Raw genomic sequence first — 18,551 nt, 5'->3', positions numbered from 1 at the left:
TATATCTCTTTTCTATCCTTTAAAAAAATCTTTTAAAACTTTTGCTTTTTGATTTGAAGCAGTTGGTCTAAACTTTCTTATAGTTTTAGCTTCAATTTGTCTTATTCTTTCTCTTGTAACTTTTAACTCTTTACCTACTTCTTCTAATGTTTTAGGAGAATCATATTTTGATAGATGCAATTGTATTAAAGAATTTCTAAATTTTTGAATTTTTTCTATTGGTGTATCATAATGAATATCCAAGTTATTAATTTCTTTTACTAGTTCTTCATATGTTTCATCTTCACATTCTTTTGCAAGTCTAATTAATGTTCTTAACTTTGTTGGTAATATCCCAAATCTCATTCTGACTACTTTTTCTTCACGAGGAGCAAGAATTTCTGCAAAAACATCATCCATAACTTCTCTTAAAGCTTCTTTTTCAGCATATTCATCAGGAGATGAAATGTCTTTATCCTCAACAAAATCACCAAAGTGAGTATCGTCTTCATCCCCAAATGGTTTTTCTAGACTAATCGGTTCAATAGATAGCTTTTTAATTTCAACAACTTTTTGAGCTGTAATACCTTTACCAAATACTTTTGCTATCTCCTTTGGTGTTGGTTCCCTTCCTAACTCTTGTGTAAGTTGTCTTTCAATTCTAGTTAACTTATTAATTGTTTCAACCATATGAACAGGGATTCTTATTGTTCTAGCTTGATCAGCAATTGCACGTGTTATCGCTTGTCTTATTCATCAAGTTGCGTATGTTGAAAATTTAAATCCTTTTTTATAGTCAAATTTATCTACAGCTTTCATTAAACCAATATTACCTTCTTCTATTAAGTCAGCAAAATCAAGCCCTCTATTTAAATGTTTTCTTGCAACTGAAATAACAAGTTTTAAGTTAGAAGTAATTAATTTATCTCTTCCTTCTTTAACTTCATCTTCATCACTCGATTCTAACATTTTTGCAAACTCAACTTCTTCATCCTTGCTTAATATTTTTGAAGAACCTATTTGATTGAAATATGATTTAATTATATCTTGTATCTTAGTTTCATTACTAATTCCACCAACTCTATATTTAACTGGACCACTATTTATATTAGCTTGTTTTAGATTTTTTCTTTCAGTGTCTCTTGACTTAAATCCATCCTCTAAATCTGTTAAGTCTTCAACCGCACCAACTGAAGATAATGTAACAAGATCTTCATCATCAATTAACTCATCTGTAAACACTACTTCTTTTTCAGATAACTCTTGGAATAATTGTGCAATTTCATCTTCATCTAAGTCCTCAAAGTTTTTGCTAAGAACCTCTTGTATTTCTTCTTGTGAAATTTCATTATCATTTTTTTCTAAGTAACCTCAAAGTCTATCCTTAAACTCTTGAAATGTACTATACTTTTTATTTTCTAATCCCATTATTATTTTCTCCTCTTTTGGTAAATTATATTTCTAACTTCTCGCAAAATTTCAATATGCTCTAAGTAATTCTTTTTAAGTTCTATACTTTCGCATTCTGTAATTTTTTTGTTTCATTCGTCTATCTCCATTTGAATTTTGTAAAGTTCAATAATATCAAAACAATCATTAACCGCTTTTTCTGTATAAGAACTTTTCAAAATAGTAAAATATTGATTTTTTATTTCATAAATTTTCTCACAATATTTAACATTTAGTTTTTTTATTTTATCTGCAATATACTCTCAATCATTACCTAAATAATTATTAGTTTTATATTCTTCAATTATAAAATTAAGTATTTCAACTACTGCATAATCTTTTATTTTGTTAAGATTATTTTCAATTAAAGGAATAAATCTTTTACTATCTAATAGATTCCATATTATTGTTGCTTCTGCTAAGTTTTTTGTATTTATTAGATTCCTTAAATTATCTTCATAACTAGAATTAATTGTTTTAGGCTTCTCAATTGGATACTCATAATATATTTCTTCCATTTCAGATAAATAGTTTATGTTACCTTGAAAACTAGGCGGATAATTATTTGTAACGTATTTTACATTTTCCTGAACGTCATCAATCTTAATTTCCTTCAGTTTGTTTTGTAACGTCTCAATACTTAATTCAGTTAATGAAGATATATTTAATAAGGCCTTTTCAACAATTATTGAATCTTTTTCTAATTTTATAATACTAAATAACTTATCAATAAAATCCTGTAAACTAAGTGAATCATTCTTATTAAGATTTTTTGAAAATATATTAGTAAAATAATCAATTGGATGCTTTGCATCTTTTATAATTTTCTTAATATAATCAATTTTATTATTAAGAACCAATTCATCAGGGTCTTTTAACGAATCATTATTTACAATTGATAAATTAACATTTTTTTTAATAAGCTCTTTTGTTATTTTATATGCTGCCTGAATACCTGCATTATCATTATCCAAAAATAACTTATAGTTTTTTGATAAAGATGAAAATAGTTTTATATGAAAGTCGGAGAGTGAAGTGCCCATAATTGCAACGCAATTATTTATTCCAATTCGATCCAAACTAATTACATCCATAAATCCTTCTAAAATAATTATTTCATTGTTTACTCTGATAGAATTTTTTGCATTATTAAAATTATATGCAAGATTAGATTTTTTAAAAACTTCATTATCCTTACTATTTTTATACTTAGGTTTATGATTTTCGCTAATCGCTCGACCAGAAAATCCAATAATATTTGAATCAGCATCCATTATTGGAAATACAAGCCTATCTTCAAAAAAAGATATATATTCTACTCCTTTTTGATAGAGCAGTTCTGACTTTAATATTACATTTTCATCAAAACCTTCTTTTATCAAGTATTCGTGTAAGTTTATTTCTTTTGGACAAAATCCAATTTTATATTTTGTAATTTGATCAACATCAATTCTTCTTTTTAACAAATAAGACTGAGCAAACTTAGAATAATTTGAAACTAGTAATCCATTAAACAAACTTGCGACATTATTATTTATGTCTATTATTTTATTTTCAATAGAGGATAAATTTTTTTTATTTTCATATTGTTTAATACCCGTAATTTTAATCTTTAATTGATCTGCTAATATTTTAATAGCTTCAAAGAATGATACATTATTAAATTCTTGTATAAAAACAATTACATTTCCACCGGTACCACATACAAAGCACTTAAAGATTTTTTTATCAGTAGAAATATTTAATGACGGATCAGAATCATCATGGAAAGGACATACCGCTACATAATTGCGCCCTCTTTTTTTTACATCTATATAACTTGAAATAACATCTATAATATTTGCAGAATTTATAACTTTATCAATTTGATCTTGCTTTATTATCACTAAATACCTCTTTACATATTTGATTTATTAGTCAAATATGATTTTAAGTCATTAATATTGATTCTTTCTTGATGCATAGAATCTCTTTCTCTAACTGTGACACAATTATCATTTTCAGTGTCAAAATCAATTGTTATACAAAACGGAGTTCCAATGGCATCTTGTCTTCTATATCGTTTACCAATATTACCTGTTTCATCAATAGTGGCATCAAAGTATTGCAATAAATCTTCAAATAAAGTTCTAGCTTTTTCTGATTGTTGCTTTTGTAATGGAAGTATAGCTATAGTATAAGGAGCTAATTTTATTGGTAACCTAAGTATAATTCTTAACTCATTATTCTCAAGTTTTTCTTCACAATAAGATTCACAAAGAATTGCTAGTAATAATCTTTCAACACCAACACTAGGCTCAATAACGTGTGGAATAAATCTTACATTATTTTCTTGATCTAAGTAAGTTAAATCCTCACCACTAAACTGTTGGTGTTGAGTAAGATCATAATTAGACCTATGGGCAATTCCTCAAAGTTCTCCTCTTCCAAATGGAAAATTATATTCAATATCAACAGTTTTATTAGAGTAATGAGAAAGTTCATCTTTTTCATGTTCTCTTATAATAAAATTATTGGTACTAATTCCTAATTCCTTAGTAATAAAATGCTTAACTTGATTTAATCAATAATCAAATCAATTATTTTCGTCGTTAGGTGAAAAGAAAAACTCTAACTCCATTTGCTCAAACTCTCTTGTCCTAAAAATAAAATTACCAGGAGTAATTTCGTTTCTAAATGATTTACCTATCTGACCAATTCCAAATGGAAGTTTTCTTCTTGAAGTTCTCTGAGAATTCTTATACTGAACAAAAATTCCTTGTGCAGTTTCTGGTCTCAAATAGACTTTTGCAGAATCATCTTCCAAAGGACCTTGAAAAGTTTTAAACATTAAATCAAATAATCTTATATTAGTAAAATCCTTCTTTTTACACTTTGGACATGATATATCATTTTTACTAATATATTCTTCTAACATTTCATTACTTAAAACACCAGCATTAACATCAGGGAACTTTTCTTCGATTAGTTTATCTGCTCTTCACCTAGATTTGCAACTCTTACAATCTACCAATGGGTCATTAAAATTACCTAAATGACCAGAAGCTAATCATACTTTTGGGTTTAAAATTATTGATGTGTCTAATCCAATATTATACTTATTTCTTTTAACAAAAAATCTTCATCATAAATTTTTCAGTTTATTTTTTAATTCAGCTCCAAGTGGTCCGTAATCTCAAGAATTAGCAAGTCCCCCATAAATTTCAGATCCTTGAAATACAAAACCTTGTGATTTTAAATGATTGATTATTTTATCAAAATTGTTGTTCATACGTATCTCCTATAAAAAAAATGCAAACTAGTTTGCATTTTATTAAATACAACATTAATTTAACTAGTTAAATGACTATTTGTCAATACACTATAAGTGTTATTTATAGAGATCAGCAACTTCTTTGCTGAACTGAAATGGATCTGAATTTTTTAGTATATTTATCGGTCCTAAATTAAACCCTAAGTTTTTTTCATAAAAATCGACCATTATGCTGTGCAAAATTAATAAATCATTTGTGTTAAACTTAAACTCTTCAATAAATTCAATTGTTTTTTCATTAAATAGTCTTAATAATTCAAGAAATGAGAATGGTTGTATTTTTTCAAAAGATTTTAAGCAACTTTTACATATAATGTAATTATCAATATAATCAAATCTTACAATATCTTTATCTTTTCCACATCTTTCACAATTTCTTAAATTAAGCTTATAATCTGTAAATTTAAGTATACTGAAAAGAAAATAACAGTAATTAATAAATGTTTTTTTATTTATTGATAACCTGTCAATTACATTTATTGATAATTCATAGATCATTTCGTTATTATTCGATATTTCATTTATTTGTAATAAAACTTTTACTATTATCGATGCAAAAATATATACTGTATAGTTATTTGCAATTTTGTGGTAGCTAGCTAAAAGAACGCCTGTTTTAAGTTTACTTAATCTTTCAATTGTTCTTGATTTAAAAAGTTCAAAATCACTTTGACAAAATAATTGAACTGAGTTCCTATTTTTTGAAATACTTTTATTTACACCAGGTGCATAAAAAGATAATTTCCCAAACTTTTTTGAAAATATAGTTACGATTTTTGCATAATCTTCATAATCTATACTTTCTAATACTATACCTTTAGTGTTAATTGTGCTCATTTTATTTTATTAATAAGTATCCTTATCATAACCTAGTTGTTTGATTAAAGACGGAGAACTTCTTCAACCTTCTTTTATTTTGACAAATAATTCTAAGTATACTTGTTTACCAAATAATTCTTCTAATTTTATTCTAGATTCGATTCCGATATTTTTAATTTTTGACCCTTTGTTTCCAATTATAATTGGTTTTTGCGAGTTTCTTTCACAATATATAGTTGCAAGTATTTTTATAATATTTGGTTTATCTTCGATTTTATCAACCAAAATAGCTATTGAATAAGGTACTTCTTGCTCGGTTTGCATTAACAATTCTTCTCTAATAATTTCCCTAACTAAAAATCTCTCTGGTTGGTCTGTAATATTATCATCTGGATAATATTTTATTCCAGTACTTGGTAAGTTGCTTTTTATAACACTTAGTAAGTTTTCAATAGTTTGCAATACAATACTTGAAATACAAATTATGTCTTTAAACTTAAAGTCTAGTTCTTTTCATTTACTTATTTTTGTATCTAATTCTACTTTTTTAACTAAGTCTACTTTCGTTATTACTAAATAAACCGGTACTTCAATCTTCGAAAGATTTTTTAAAATAAACATGTCATTTTCACCAATTTCTTCATTAGAGGGTGCTAAAAATAGTACTACATCAACACCTTTTACGGATGATAAAGCCACTTTATTCATAAATCTACCTAACTCATGCTTTGGTGTATGAATTCCAGGAGTATCTAAAAATACTGCTTGAAAATCTTCTTTTGTTAAAATCCCATTTATTCTATTTCTTGTAGTTTGTGCTTTATTAGTAACTATAGATACTTTTTGCCCTAATATTGCATTTAATAATGTTGATTTTCCAACATTCGGTCTACCAACAATACTTATAAAACCTGATTTAAAATTTTCCAAATTATTCTCCTTTTATATTGTGTCATCACTCTGTTTAATTTTTTGTTCTTCAAGATACTCTTCGAAGTCTTCTTCATTTTCAAATAAATTTAACGTCACAGCTTTTATTTCTTTTCCACCTTTTAAAGACCAAGTATAAATTATTGCAGATCTTAAACTTAATATAAATGGAATTAATAGTAGAGCATACAAATACTTATAATTTTGTTCACTCATTCAAGCATAATTTTCAATTATTGATAATCCATACGAGAATAAAATTAATAGTATTAAAAAGTTAAATCAATAAAAAATTATACTATATACATTATATGGTATTACATAAGCTGATATAAATATAAAATAACCAATTCCTAAAATTAAATACTTCATTGTTAAAAAATCAGTTTCCATAAATATACCAAAAAGTTCAAAAACACTCGCTATTAATACACAAACTCAACCAGTACATATCATTAATATTCTTGCCCTTACTTCACCAGGACTAACTCAAGTTTTAAAAATAAAGGCATTTTCTCTATCTTCAGTTTTACGATATCTATCAATTCTGATTCATTCTCTATTTCACATATTTACATCAATAAATATAGTTCTTAATGGAATAAAAGAGAAAATGCCAATAAACACAGCAATAATTCAAATTCATTGTGATTTTAATATTATTAAAAAATCTTCAACATTATTAAATTTATTTATTAAACCAGCTCAATCAAATATAAAAATTAAGCTTGCATAGAATAATAATTCAGCTATATAAAGTGCATTAAATATTGTCGTGAATACTATTGTGCCTTTACCTATAGTCATGTTTAACATTACAATAATTACACTTGAAAGTAAGAACAAATGATAAATTTGAATACCTGCCAATAAATTAAGTAAATTAATTTGATCACTATACAATCAAGCAATGCTTGACATATTTGTAGTAGCGTTATTGAATTGTGTTTTTGCTATATAAGCTGCATAGACAAAAAATAAAAATCATAAAAATTGTACAGGAATGCAAAAAGTAGCCTTACAAACACTTTTAAGTCTAGCTAAATAATCTGTTTCAGAAATCATATTAACATGCTTTGATCTTAAAAACCTTGAAGTATAGGCATTTCCTAATTTACTATTTATTAATCAGTTTACTGTTTTCATATTATCCTCTTATTTCACTATCATGCTAATAAATATAAAAATGAATCCCAATGCTCAAGTTCCAATTGATATAAAATATATTAATTTATAATCTTTTCAAACTTTTTCTTTTTTAGCAAGATTTATTTGCCTAACTTCATCATTAATGACTCTCTTCACTCGATTAAACTCTAAATACTTGATTAACCCACAAAAAGCTGTTGCAAAGATAAACAAAATTGATGTTGAAACTATACCGCTATCTGAACTCATACTTTTTATATTAAACAGTCACAATAAGGCATCAAGTTCAACTCCACCAAGTACTACACCAAGAAATATTAATCAAATTAATATATGTGTAAATGCTTTTTTAAGTATTGATTTTTTAATATATATTTTTGCATAGTATTCATTAAAAAATCATACAACTTCTCTTGCATTATATTCCATGGAACCTCTAAAAATAGTAGCAGCATAGTCATAATCAAAATATAATCTTTTTTTATCAATCCCTGAAATTCTTGATAATCTTAGGTCTGTTTTTAATTTTTCAAAGAGTTTTTCACCATCTATTTTTGTATGTAAACGGCCATTCAAAACCCTACCTTGTATAAAGTAAAAATATAAGGGGATAAATATAACAAATATAATCCCTAATATAGATAATATATCTAACACTAATGTTTGAAGACTTATCATAATTTACTCCTATTTCTTTTGATTATATAAAAAAACTATGATAATACATAGTTTAATTTATAAAATATTTTTTATTTTAATCTTATAACTATATGAATTTGCATAACAATAATTAAATACCTTTTTAAAATATGGAGACCTTTTTCATTTTGCCATAGGTAAACAACTTAATTCATTATATAACATATTTATTAGAGGAAATAATCAAAGTATTTGAGTATTTTTATCAACTAATGTAATTATTGGAGCAAAATTTTTAAAAATTAAAAAGAGTTGTAGTAACAACCAAACAAAAAGACTAGTATACCTTCCAAATAAACCATCTAAATATATCTTATGACAAAAAATTAGTAGTTTTTCAAGTGTAGGTTTCAAGTATTTAGTTTTTAATACTTTTTGAAAGACTTTATTTATTTCAATCTCAAATTCTTCTTTTTCATCACTTACTTCTTGGAAAAACTGTCAATAAGTACCATTTTTGTCAATTATCATATATAATGATTCAAAATGTTTCATTTCTATTCTAAAGGAATTATCCTTTGATGACTTTTCTTTTCAATTCACAATAATATTTTTTAACTCAAATCAACTTAATACATATGATTTTAATTTACCGTCTTCAATATTTAAATCTTTTAAATTTTTTGTAAATAAATTTGTAAAAGTCTCATTTAAAAATTTTGTATCATCAAAGTCATTACCAATAAACTTTAGTAAGTTTTTAGTATGATCAATACCAGTTTTTATCCAAAAATTATTATTCATATATAACATAACAATTACCTTCTATAAATTTCGCAAATCATATTAGAAATTATCTTTAATAAGTTTAAAAAACTCAACTTTGTCATTCCATATAGTTTCTACTTGATTTAATTCTTCACAATTTTTTCATTTACTCTTATCATTTGTTTCCATAAACAATTTTATTTTTTTGCTTAAATTAATAACATTATTAAAATCAGCAATATCATTAAACATAACAGGGCCATAGTCCTTACAAATAAACACTAACTGAATAAAATAACAATAAAATAAAATAGTATATTCACCTAAATAATCAAAAACAACAAATTCATAAAGGTAAAAACAAAATTTTTCTATAATTTCGCTTAGATTATCATTATCATCTAATAAACATAGTAAATCATTAAGTTTTACTTTAAATTTATTTTCAAGATTTTCATCAAAAGAATCTATAAACTTTTCATTTGGGTCAATTAGTCTATAAATTGTTGTTAAAACCTCATTATCAATTAATGTTTTTAGTTTAATTAAATTTTGATCGTCTAATTTATATTTTAATACAACTAATCTTATATAGTCTCAAGCTTTTACCAAATTAATAATTTCATCATTGAATATATAAGGAACTTTTGAATTTAGATAATCTTTATTAGTAATAAAATCTTCTAACTCATCAATTGAAACATCAATATTTTTATATGTGGCAAAAAATCATATGAACTGTGTACCAGTTTTTACTCAGAAAGTTTCTTTTGTATAATACATATTGCTCCTTCCTATTTAATGTTTTTAAGATTAAATGAATATGGGATAAATTCTTCAAGTTTATGAGATTCAACAAAACCTTGATTATTAAATATCAAGACCTCTGTTTTCCCATCTAAAAATTCAATTAGTGTTTGTCTACAAGTTCCACAAGGATAAACAGGAACTTTCGAATCTGCATATAATGCAACAAAGTCTAACTTACTATTAATCTTACCACTTGAAATAAATTGTGCAATAGCAGAACGTTCAGCACAAATTGTTGGATTATAAGCAACATTTTCAATATTAACTCCGTTGATTACAATACCCTCATTTAAGTAAAATGAACATACTACTTTATAGTTTGAATAAGGAGAATAACAGTTTTTTTTAATTTCATTTAAATGATTAAAAATTTGAACATAATCTCTCATACTAATTACCAATCATCTCACTAATCCTATCGATTAATGGTGGTAAGTAAATTAAGAAACTAATTACTACTGCTAATATTGAATTTATAATACTGGCAGCTGCACAAATATCTTTTATTTTTTTAGCTTTTATATTATACTCAAAGCTTAGTAAATCAACAAAATTCTCAATTGAAGTATTTAAAAATTCAAAGCCAAGCAAAACACCTATTGTAAGTATAATAATAGACCAGCTTAATAAATCTAATTTAATTCAAATACCTAATGCAATTGCAATAATAATTGCAATTAGGTAAACAATTAATGTAGATTCCTCTTTAAAAGCAGTATATACTCCTCTTGCTGCATTAACAAACTTATTTTTTAGCCTAATTCTTACTTTTGCTCTTTTTGAGAACTTCTTTTTTGCCATAATTACCTTCTTAAAAATTTTTATATATCTTAATTATAACTATAATTAACCTTTATTTTACTTAAAATATCATCAGTTAATTTAAACATTACATTCGCTTCTTCATTAACTTGGTGATCAAAACCCAAAATATGCAATAACCCATGTACAAACAATCAAGATATCTCTGTTTTAAAGCTATTTTTTTGTTTTAAAGACTTTCTTTTGGCCTCATGTGGTGCTATAAAAATATCACCAATTTCCTTATACTTTAATTGAGAATAAATATTGTACTCATCATCAATAGGAAATGACAATACATCACCAATATAGTCTTTATTTCGATATGTTTTATTTAGATAAACTGATTTTTCGTCTTTGATATAATTTAAGGAAAAAGATAATCTTTTATTAATATTTAGGTATTTTTTAGTAAACTTAAGTAATTTGTATAATACTTTTTCATATGACTTAAGTTTAGCTAAATCAACTTCATAAACAAAATAAATTTTATCTTTCATATTTTCACCATTATGATTATATCAATAATTAATCAAATATAAGATAAGTAAGTAGAGATTTATTACTTAGATAAATGTATACAGTGTCATTATTTTTAATGCTTGATTTTATTTCTTCGTCCTCTACTTTAATTAATCCATTATCAAGTATAACTTTACTCATATCAACTTCTATTCTGAAAGAACTATTATCAATAAATAACTTATTTATATCAGATATATTAATTTTTGATTGAGTAATTATGTAATATTCATTATCAATTTCATCAAATTTATTAATGAACTTATCTATATAAATATTTCCAACAACAATATTCGGAATAGTTATTAACATTATACCAATCAAAATTAATAGAGATAAAATATTTGTAATTAACAATACTCTTCACGACTTTTTTATGATGATACCTCCACTCTATTAGGAAAAAAGTTCTTATAAGTTAAATCATGATCACACATTATAATTAAACTTTTCTTTTTGTATTCATAAAATGTTTTAAACAAATAATAAGCAGTATCCTTTTCGACATTGCTTAATGGTTCGTCAATTAAATAAACATCTTTATTAGTAAAAAATAAACTTATAAAATTTATAATTTGTCTCTGACCTTTACTAAGATTATTTCCGTTATCATAAATTTCTTTATTTATATCAATACAATTATTCTTTAATATTTCAAAAAAGTTAAAAGTTTTAAAGATGTTCATATCTATTTTGTTTTTAAACTGTTGGATATTAGCTCATACAGTTCCATCAAATATATAATCATATTGACCTAAGTACATTATTTTATTTTGATAATCATTTATATTAATTTCTTGAAAGTCTTTGTCATTAATCAATATTTTTCCTTCATAGCTCTCTAAATGTCCTGAAATTAATTTTAATATACTTGTTTTACCGGACCCACTTCTACCATATACAAATGTGTTTCCTTTAAAACTGTAATTAAAGTTATTGATACATTTCTTGCTGCTAATATACTTGTAAATATTAATGAACTCAATCTTATCAACTTTTTCAATAAAGGTAGAAGATTTAGATTTAAATACATCTTCAAAAAGAAAGAACAAATTGGAGCTAGCAATTCTATAATTTTGCATGTTACAAGCAAATGCATTTAAATTATTAAAGAAAGAGTTTATGTGAATACTTATTGATGTATAGAATAACAACTCTGTGACCGAAAAGTTATTCTTTAAAATTAATAAATAAGATGTATAAAATATTAAATAGTAAAAAAAAGTATTAATAAAATTATTTATAACAGAAATCTTAGTCTTAAGTTCAATTAACTCGTCTGAACTATTATACAAATCTATCGAATCTAAATTCAAATCTTTCTGGAACTTCTTTTTTATCCCTTTATACTTTATTTCTTCAAACGAATCAACAAACTCTCTTACTTTTTTCGAAAACTTAATAGATCTTTGTTCAAACCTAATATATTTATCTTTTAATAATGTTGTAAAAAATATAGATACAATAATTATAAAGAAGTTATCAATTAGCATCAAAATTAATATAACAGGAGAAATATTGATTAATATTATTAAAGTAAGTAAAAATAATAAAAACTCAATTGGTAAAGTAATAGTAAAGTCTACTACAAAATCAACTATATCGTTAATGTAACTTATTTTCTTTAATCAAACTTCTTTTTTATTGGAATGAAATTTCTCAATAGATAATGACATCAACTTATCGCGATAATCTTGAAATATATTTCTTCTTAATCTATTTTTTAATTTATTTATAAATACTTTTAATATAAAGGTTACAATTATTTCAACTGTACTAAAAAAAATAAAAACTAAAAAAAATTTATTTTTGTATTCAATATCATTAATATTTATTTCACTAATAAATTTTTTTAAAAAGTTACTATTTAGAATAATGAAAAAATTTATAATTAATGATAAAAATAAAGTGAAATATATAAAGACTTTATAATTACTTAAATAAGTAAATCAATTAACTAATTTTTTATTTTTAAAAATTATTTTTTTTACTAACTTAGAAATACCAATGTAGCCTTGATAATGTTTCTTTATATGTTCTATACTTTCTCATTTAATATCTTTATTAACTGGATCAGCAACTAGAAACTTATCTTTACTTTTTTTTAGACATAATATAAAGTGCTCTTCTTTTTTAGCGTTTAGTATATTCAATAGTATTGGTTTATTAAAATCTAAAGTTAATAGTTCCTCAAAACTACAACTATAAGAAGTAAATTCTATACCATAATTAAGTAAAATATTTTCTATGTCATACATACTTAACATTTCATTACTAATATTATTTACATAACGGACTTCTTCTAAAGTATAATTTTTCTTACAATAGAAATTAATTAACATACTTGATACAGCTACTCCACAATCATTTTCATTTGTTTGTGTTTGAAACCTGAAACTCATAATTCACCCATTATATAAATCGATAAAAAAAATTAAAATTTTATTGCAAATCTAATTAATTTTATTTGCTCTCATTTTAATTTTATTTTTTTCATTCTACCTTTTAGATTAATTGTGAATACATAATAATTATTTATTTCTGATAATACTGCATTAAATTCTTTAAAACCTTCTACTTCTTCTTTTAGAATTATGTATACATATCTGTTAATACAATTTTTTAATACTTCTTCATTCTTAATTTGTCTTTCAGCACCAGCGCTTGAAACTTCTAATAAATATTTTTCATTAGTGTTATCTATTTCATCAAGTCATTCAGAAATACTCTCATTTGCCTTTATTAAATTATCGAAATCTATATTTAAAATACTAATATCAATATTTTCTACTAAAAATTGTATTACGTTAGAGTCAAACTCTTTTGTAAAATTAATTTCATATAAAGATAAATTACATTTATGCAAAATATTGATAACTTCTTGTTTTTTTTCTTCAATTATATTTTTTAAATTCATTGTATTTTTCCTTTAGCCTTATTTTAGAAATCAAATGACAGTTGGTCATCATTTCTCAGAGAACTTAATATATTTAACTTCTTAAAAATTTCAACTTGTGTTTGTGTAACTTGAGTTCTTCTTTTTAAATCATCTAACGTAATAATTTGTCTTTCATTTCTAGCATTAACAATTGAGTTTGCTACTGTTTCACCTAACGAATCAATAACATTAAATGAAGGATATATAAATTTTCTACCCTCTTCTATCACCACTTTAAATGCTGTGGCATCAGAAACATTAAAATCTATATTTTTAAACTCAATATTTCTAGCAAACATTTCTAGTATAACTTCATACACTTGTAATAGACTATTTTCTTTATAAGATACTGGTTCTTTGTTGTTAATTTTATGTTTAATTTCATTTATCTTTTTAAGAATAGCATCCTTACCATTTAAAGAAGTTTCTAAATCAAAAAAATCTGTTCTTGTTGAAAATCAAGTTGCGTAATATTCCTCAGGATAGTATACCTTATATCATGCAACACGATACGCCATTAAAACATATGCTGTAGCATGAGCCTTTGGAAACATGTATTTTATCTTTTGACAACTATCAATATATCATTCTGGTACATTATTATTTTTCATTAATTCAATATACTCTTTTGTAAGTCCCTTACCTTTTCTTACATCCTCCATAATTTTAAATGAAATTGAATCACTTAAGCCTTTTGACATTAAGTAAACCATGATTTCATCTCTACAACCAATTACAGTAGAAATATTTGCAATATTATTTTTTATAAGATGTTGTGCATTTCCAATATAAACATCGGTTCCATGACTTAATCCTGAAATTTGAACTAAGTCAGCAAATGTTTTTGGTTGAGTTTCTCTTAACATAGATCTAACAAATTGCGTACCGAACTCCGGAAGACCCAAAGCACCAGTTGTTTCTCCATTAATATCATTAGGAGATAAATTTAACGAAGTTAAATTTGAAAATAAATTGTAGATTTTTTTGTCATTAATTGGAATATTAATTGGATCAATGCCGGTTAAGTCTTTTAACATTTTTAAAGCTGTTGGGTCAACATGTCCAAGAACATCCATTTTTAAAAGATTGTCATGAATTGAATGAAAATCAAAATGTGTTGTTAATCAATCACTATCATCATCATCCGCAGGATAATTAACAGGAGTGAAATCTTCAATCTCATACTCTTTAGGTAATATTATAATTCCACCAGGGTGTTGTCCTGTTGTTCTTTTTACACCTGTTGACAATTGTGCAAGTCTAAAAATTTCCGCCCTTCTCATTGATTCTTGAGGTATATTATTTTTTTCAAAATGTCCCAATACATAACCATAAGCTGTTTTTTCAGCAACGGTTGAAATGGTACCAGCTCTAAATACATTATTTTCTCCAAATAGTTCTTTAATAAAGTTATGAGCTACTCCTTGATACTCTCCAGAAAAATTTAGGTCAATATCTGGAATCTTATCACCATCAAATCCAAGAAAGGTTTCAAACGGAATGTCATGACCATCACCAATTAATTCATTTTTACAGTTTGGACAAACTGCTTTTGGTAAATCAAAACCACATTTATATTTTGAATCAACTTCAAAATTTGAAAATTTACATTCTTTGCAAATGTAATGCGATTTTAATGGATTAACTTCAGTAATATTCGCCATTGTAGCTACTAACGAACTACCAACAGAACCTCTACTTCCAACTAAATATCCATCGTTATTTGATTTCTTTACTAAAAGGTGACTTATTCAATAAACAACCGCAAAACCATGTTTTATGATTGATGCTAGTTCTTTTTCTAATCTTTTTTCTACAATTTCTGGTAAATTATCTCCATATATAGACTTAGCATTTTTGTAGCATTCTTCAGTTAACAATTTATCTACATTATCTATATTTGGAGTGTATAATCCAGACTTTAATGGTTTAATATCAGCACTAATTTTATCTGCTATAATATTTGAATTTGTCACAACTATTTCAAACGCTAAATCTTTATCGAGTCAATTAAATTCTTCTAGCATTTCATCAGTGGTTCTTAAAAATTGATCTGGATTATCATTTACCCTTTGTCTAAAATCATATAACGGATGATAAACCCCACCTAATCCTTTTGTATTAATGTAAATATCTCTAATAACTTTATCATCAGGATTTATATAATGTGCATCACTAGTAGCTACTACCATTACGTTTTGCTCTTTTGCGTATTTTATAATTTTCAGTAAGCATTTTTTTAATTTATCTATTGATAATTCATTTATAGCTAAGAGTTTTTTATAAACACTAAGTGGTTGGATTTCAATATAATCATAAAAACTAATAGCTTTTTTTAAGTCAACATCAGTTCCTGTTCTTATTAGTTCAAAAATTTCACCGTTTTGACAACCAGAACCTAATAAAATATTATCTTTTTTTCTGAACTCTTGTAATACAGATTTAAAAATCTTAGGACTACCTAAGTAATTTTTTACATGTGAATATGAAATAATTTTATACAAATCTTTTAACCCGTCTTGATTTTTGGCTAATACATTTACGTGCAATCCTTTTATTCTCTTGTAATGTTCATTTGTATAAATATCCTTAGGTTCAAATTTATTTCAATCAACATCAAAATCAATGCTTTCAATTTTCTTAGCATAATTTCAGATATGTTCATAAATATTTGTTAAAACTTCAGCATCATAATCAGCCCTATGAGCATTTTTCTCATCATATAGTATTCCAAAAGCCTTAGCAACTGTACCAAGTCTATGGTTTTTTAAATCTGGTTTTAATACTCTAGCAAGCGTTAAAGTATCTATAACAGTATTTTCTAAAACCCCAAACCCTAATTTATATGATCAAGATTGTAAAAAGTTAAAGTCAAAATTTGCGTTATGAGCAATTAAAATTCCATCTTTAATAATTGATAATATATTTTTAAATTCAATCTCAATGCTATTTTTATTTGAAAGCATTTCATTAGTAATATTTGTTAATTCTGTTGTGAATTTACTAATGCTATTTTTTGGTTTAATCAATATATCATGCCTAGTCGAAGTTCCTTTTGCATAGTCATAAACATTTGCACCAAATTCAATTATTTCATCAAATTCTGGTGATAAACCAGTTGTTTCTAAGTCAAATACAACAAACTTAGCTGTTCTTAAATTTTGCTTTTTAGGGTTTTTAACAATTCAAAAATCTTCATTTAATAAACATAGTTCACTACCATAAATTAGTTTAATTGGATTTGAAGTATCTTTTTTATTAATCGTATTTAATGCAGCATAGGCTTCGGGAAAAGATTGTACGTTTAAATGATCGGTAATCGCGATTGAATTTCATCCCCAACTTTTTACAGTATTAATATAATCTTTTACACTACTAACACCATCCATAACAGACATTTTAGTATGTGTATGAAGTTCTACTCTTTTTATTTTTGCATTATCTTTTCTTAATGTATCTTTTGGAGGTAACTTTTTAAACTTGTTTATGTAGAATACAAAATTCTTATCAAACGTAGAATAAGTGTAATTTCCATTCAAAGCAACTCAATCATTTACACCAATTAACTCATCCTTATATTGTTCTAAATACTTATTGTTATTGTCATTTAAATCATCAAAAAATGTTGGGTCATCATTTTTAGGAAAATAAATACAGACAATTGAAGAAGTTTTATCAGTAATAGATATATTGTAAAAGTTTCTATTTGATTTTGATTTGCGAGTTTCTTTTGCAATTACTTGTCCATGTATAGTCACGTTCTGAGCATTTTCTTCTAAATCTAATAATGTTTTGTAATCGGGATTATCTAACAAAGCGTTATTACTTTTGTATCTAGGTTTAACAATTTTTTGTTGACTAGTTTCGATAGGTTTAGTGACATTTGTAGCTTTTACTTTATCATATTCATCATTAATCATGCTAATTATATTATCATGATTTTCTTTTACGATAATTTTAAATGATAGACTCTCAAAACCATATTTATTTAGTTTTGAACTATAGTAATCAATATGATTTGATATCATTTCTTTTTCAACTGAGCTTGATACTAAAAAAACTACTTTCTTAGTATTTTCATCATAATTAATTGAATTAAAATCTAAAGAACTTATTGCTCCAGACTTAAAATCAGATTTATGATCCTTAATATAAAGAATATAATCTCATATAGTTTCTTTATTATAATTTTTATTTGTAACATTAAAAGAAAACTTAATGTCAAAACTTTTGCATGAGCTTATTTTTTTTTCAAATACTTCAAGAAATTTTGTATCAAAAAAATTATTTAAATTAAATGTAACTTTAATAGAATTTTCAACTGTGTTTATTACAATTTTTTTATCTACTTTACATTCTTTTAAATTATCAATATATTTATCTTCGAAAGAAATATTTATTTTATTTAAAAATGTTTGTAAATTCATTAATTCC

16 protein-coding genes are annotated in these 18,551 nt (G+C 24.7%); all 16 read right to left on the bottom strand.

Annotated features, from left to right (window positions below; translation table 4 throughout):
• Nucleotides 1-12: 12 nt before the first annotated feature.
• The 16 genes from SCORR_RS01555 to SCORR_RS01480 all read right to left on the bottom strand — a co-directional run bounded on the left by SCORR_RS01555 (nt 13) and on the right by SCORR_RS01480 (nt 18,544).
• A complete protein-coding gene (locus SCORR_RS01555; protein WP_094048443.1) occupies nt 13-1,407 on the bottom strand; it encodes a sigma-70 family RNA polymerase sigma factor in 1,395 nt (464 codons plus the stop codon).
• Nucleotides 1,408-1,409: 2 nt separating this feature from the next.
• Nucleotides 1,410-3,314 carry a DNA primase gene (gene dnaG / locus SCORR_RS01550; RefSeq protein ID WP_157705322.1) on the bottom strand — a complete coding sequence of 635 codons (1,905 nt, stop codon included), beginning with the start codon at nt 3,312-3,314 and terminating at the stop codon, nt 1,410-1,412.
• A gap of 11 nt (nt 3,315-3,325) precedes the next feature.
• The gene (locus SCORR_RS01545; RefSeq protein WP_094048439.1) at nt 3,326-4,699 is read right to left on the bottom strand and encodes a glycine--tRNA ligase; all 1,374 of its coding nucleotides are present in this window, start codon (nt 4,697-4,699) and stop codon (nt 3,326-3,328) included.
• Nucleotides 4,700-4,798: 99 nt separating this feature from the next.
• Nucleotides 4,799-5,578 carry a DNA repair protein RecO gene (gene recO / locus SCORR_RS01540; protein ID WP_094048437.1) on the bottom strand — a complete coding sequence of 260 codons (780 nt, stop codon included), beginning with the start codon at nt 5,576-5,578 and terminating at the stop codon, nt 4,799-4,801.
• A gap of 9 nt (nt 5,579-5,587) precedes the next feature.
• The gene (gene era, locus SCORR_RS01535; RefSeq protein WP_094048435.1) at nt 5,588-6,490 is read right to left on the bottom strand and encodes a GTPase Era; all 903 of its coding nucleotides are present in this window, start codon (nt 6,488-6,490) and stop codon (nt 5,588-5,590) included.
• Between the two features lie 12 nt (nt 6,491-6,502).
• Entirely contained in the window at nt 6,503-7,636 is a 1,134-nt protein-coding gene (locus SCORR_RS01530) for a hypothetical protein (RefSeq protein ID WP_094048434.1), read from the bottom strand.
• Between the two features lie 9 nt (nt 7,637-7,645).
• Entirely contained in the window at nt 7,646-8,317 is a 672-nt protein-coding gene (locus SCORR_RS01525; RefSeq protein WP_094048432.1) for a hypothetical protein, read from the bottom strand.
• A gap of 57 nt (nt 8,318-8,374) precedes the next feature.
• Entirely contained in the window at nt 8,375-9,091 is a 717-nt protein-coding gene (locus SCORR_RS01520) for a hypothetical protein (protein ID WP_094048430.1), read from the bottom strand.
• A 33-nt stretch (nt 9,092-9,124) separates the two neighbouring features.
• Nucleotides 9,125-9,829, bottom strand: coding sequence for a hypothetical protein (locus tag SCORR_RS01515; RefSeq protein ID WP_094048428.1), 705 nt, complete (start codon nt 9,827-9,829; stop codon nt 9,125-9,127).
• Nucleotides 9,830-9,840: 11 nt separating this feature from the next.
• Entirely contained in the window at nt 9,841-10,245 is a 405-nt protein-coding gene (cdd, locus tag SCORR_RS01510; RefSeq protein ID WP_094048426.1) for a cytidine deaminase, read from the bottom strand.
• A gap of 1 nt (nt 10,246) precedes the next feature.
• Nucleotides 10,247-10,657, bottom strand: a complete 411-nt coding sequence (locus tag SCORR_RS01505) for a diacylglycerol kinase family protein (protein WP_094048424.1) — start codon at nt 10,655-10,657, stop codon at nt 10,247-10,249.
• Between the two features lie 29 nt (nt 10,658-10,686).
• Nucleotides 10,687-11,157, bottom strand: a complete 471-nt coding sequence (ybeY, locus tag SCORR_RS01500; RefSeq protein WP_094048422.1) for an rRNA maturation RNase YbeY — start codon at nt 11,155-11,157, stop codon at nt 10,687-10,689.
• Nucleotides 11,158-11,185: 28 nt separating this feature from the next.
• Entirely contained in the window at nt 11,186-11,491 is a 306-nt protein-coding gene (locus SCORR_RS01495) for a hypothetical protein (protein ID WP_157705320.1), read from the bottom strand.
• Between the two features lie 62 nt (nt 11,492-11,553).
• Nucleotides 11,554-13,581, bottom strand: coding sequence for an ATP-binding cassette domain-containing protein (locus SCORR_RS01490; RefSeq protein ID WP_094048418.1), 2,028 nt, complete (start codon nt 13,579-13,581; stop codon nt 11,554-11,556).
• A 32-nt stretch (nt 13,582-13,613) separates the two neighbouring features.
• A complete protein-coding gene (locus tag SCORR_RS01485) occupies nt 13,614-14,096 on the bottom strand; it encodes an LSm family protein (protein ID WP_094048416.1) in 483 nt (160 codons plus the stop codon).
• Between the two features lie 23 nt (nt 14,097-14,119).
• Complete coding sequence (locus SCORR_RS01480) at nt 14,120-18,544, bottom strand: PolC-type DNA polymerase III (protein WP_094048414.1); 4,425 nt, start codon at nt 18,542-18,544, stop codon at nt 14,120-14,122.
• Between the last annotated feature and the right edge of the window lie 7 nt (nt 18,545-18,551).

The organism is Spiroplasma corruscae, assembly GCF_002237575.1.
Classification (GTDB): domain Bacteria; phylum Bacillota_I; class Bacilli_A; order Mycoplasmatales; family Mycoplasmataceae; genus Spiroplasma_A; species Spiroplasma_A corruscae.
The sequence above is the reverse complement of the archived record's forward strand: the minus strand, read 5'-3'. Positions and strand labels throughout refer to the sequence as shown.